Origin of the sequence: Parvibaculum sp. (assembly GCF_035325945.1) — a bacterium.
Taxonomy (GTDB): Bacteria; Pseudomonadota; Alphaproteobacteria; order Parvibaculales; family Parvibaculaceae; genus Parvibaculum.
On sequence record NZ_DAOKYX010000060.1, the window covers coordinates 1 to 2,064 of the forward strand.

Annotated in this window: 2 protein-coding genes and 1 pseudogene; 2 read left to right on the plus strand and 1 reads right to left on the minus strand. The window is 62.0% G+C overall.

Going from position 1 to position 2,064, the window contains the following annotated elements; translation table 11 throughout:
* Window positions 1–1,028: glycosyltransferase family 2 protein (locus tag PKA57_RS14875; protein WP_324301939.1), on the plus strand; the 1,028-nt coding region annotated here is incomplete at its 5' end.
* Window positions 1,029–1,110: 82 nt separating this feature from the next.
* Entirely contained in the window at window positions 1,111–1,653 is a 543-nt protein-coding gene (locus PKA57_RS14880; protein WP_324301941.1) for a response regulator, read from the plus strand.
* Between the two features lie 31 nt (window positions 1,654–1,684).
* On the opposite strand, the pseudogene PKA57_RS14885 reads toward PKA57_RS14880, so the two are convergent.
* Window positions 1,685–2,064 (minus strand): annotated as a pseudogene (locus PKA57_RS14885) (malonyl-CoA synthase); the annotation flags it as partial.

Genomic DNA, 2,064 nt, shown 5'->3' on the forward strand with positions numbered 1-2,064 from the left:
CGACCTATGAAGCCGCGCGGAAACTCGGCCTGCCGGGCAATTTCGAATTCATCCGTGTGCCGTGCACTCTGCCGCTGACGAAGCCGAAAGCCTGCAATTTCGCGCTGCCCTTCGCGCGGGGCGAATTCCTCGTCGTCTATGACGCGGAAGACATACCTGCGCCCGACCAGCTTCGCCGCGCCGTCGCTGCCTTCAGGCTCGGCGATCCGAAGCTCGCCTGCGTGCAGGCCCAGCTCAACTATTACAACTGGTTCGAGAACTGGCTCACGCGCCAGTTCGCCATCGAATATGCCTCGTTCTTCGACCTGCTGCTGCCGACGCTGGCGAAGCTCGGCCTGCCGGTACCTCTTGGCGGCACATCGACGCATTTCCGCACCGATGTGCTTCGCTGCGCGGGCGCCTGGGATCCTTACAATGTGACGGAAGACGCCGATCTCGGCATCCGCCTCGCCATGCTCGGCTATCGCACGAGCATCATCCGCTCGACCACCGAAGAGGAGGCCAATTGCCGTCTCGACAACTGGCTCAGGCAGCGCTCGCGCTGGATCAAGGGATGGGTCCAGACCTATCTCGTCCGCATGCGCCATCCCGTCAGGCTCTATCGCGCGCTGGGGCTCAAGGGCTTTCTCGGATTCCAGATCGTCATTGGCGGCTTCTCACTTTCAAATCTCGTTCATCCGCTCTTTTATCTCGCTGCCATCGCGGCGCTGATCGCGTCGGACTCGCTTGCCGATCTGGCACGCGACCTGCCGATCGCGATCTTCAATCTCGCCGTCCTCGTCTCCGGCTACGGCATCACCATTCTCGCGGGCATGACCGCCGCAGGCGCGCGCGGCCGGAAATCGCTCGTCTTCGATGCGCTCATGATGCCGGCCTACTGGCTCCTGATTTCGGCAGGCGCCTACAAGGCGCTCCAGCAATTGGTGACGCGGCCGTTTCACTGGGAGAAGACGGAACACGGCATCAGCCGCCTCATGCCGGACCAGCTCGCCCGCGCCATGACGGAGAGCGATAGACCGATGGCTTAATCCGAAAGGGACGAGAGTTCCTAACCAGTCTCTAAGAGTTTCCGACGAAACTCGCGGCGATAGAGATTCGAGGTTCTCCGGCATGTCCGCCCATCATCCGCCGACGCTTTTTCAGAGCGAATCACACAACGAGAAATTTCCGTTTCACGAGATTTCCGTGCTTGTCGTCGAGGACGCGCCGCAATTCGCGGGCATCGTCGCTGGCATTCTCAAATCCTTCGGCGTCGGAAAAATTTATCCCGTGCGCAACGGCGAGGATGCGCTCTACATTCTCGCCCATCAGCGCGTGCATGTCGTTCTCGTCGACGATCTGGAGCCGCCCCTCGACGGCCGCACGGTTGTCAAGACGCTGCGAAAGCCCGACTCAGGATTGCCGAACCATGTGCCTGTGATCTTCATGACAGAGCGGCCGTTCAAGACGAACGTCATCGCCGCCCGCGACAGCGGCGCAACGGAAGTCCTGTCCAAACCGTTCTCTGCCGCGCAACTCATGACGCGGATCGAATCCGTTCTGCGCAGGCCCCGGCCGATCATTCACAGCGACGATTTCGACGGGCCCGACCGGCGCCGCCAGGTCAAGATCGCACCCGAAAAGAAGCGCGCCAGCGACCGCGAAGCCGAGTAGATAGAAGGCCCGGCCGCGCCTTTGCCGAATTTCAGGCGCAGGCGTCGCGATAGCGATCGCGCAGCAGGTTCTTCTGGACCTTGCCCATCGTGTTGCGCGGCAGGCTTTCGACGAAGAAGGCGTGCTTCGGCACCTTGTAATTGGCGATCTGCTCCTTGAGCCGCGCGATCAGCGCCGCCTCGTCGAGCGCGGCTCCCTCGCGAAGCACCACGACCGCGACGCCCGCCTCGCCGAAATCCTTGTGGGGAACGCCGACGATCGCGGACTCGTCCACCTCCGGCATTTCGTCGATCAGCGTCTCGATCTCCTTCGGGTAGACGTTGTAGCCGCCCGAAATGATGAGGTCCTTGGCGCGACCGACGAGATGAACATATCCATCCGCGTCGATCATCGCGACATCGCCGGTCCTGA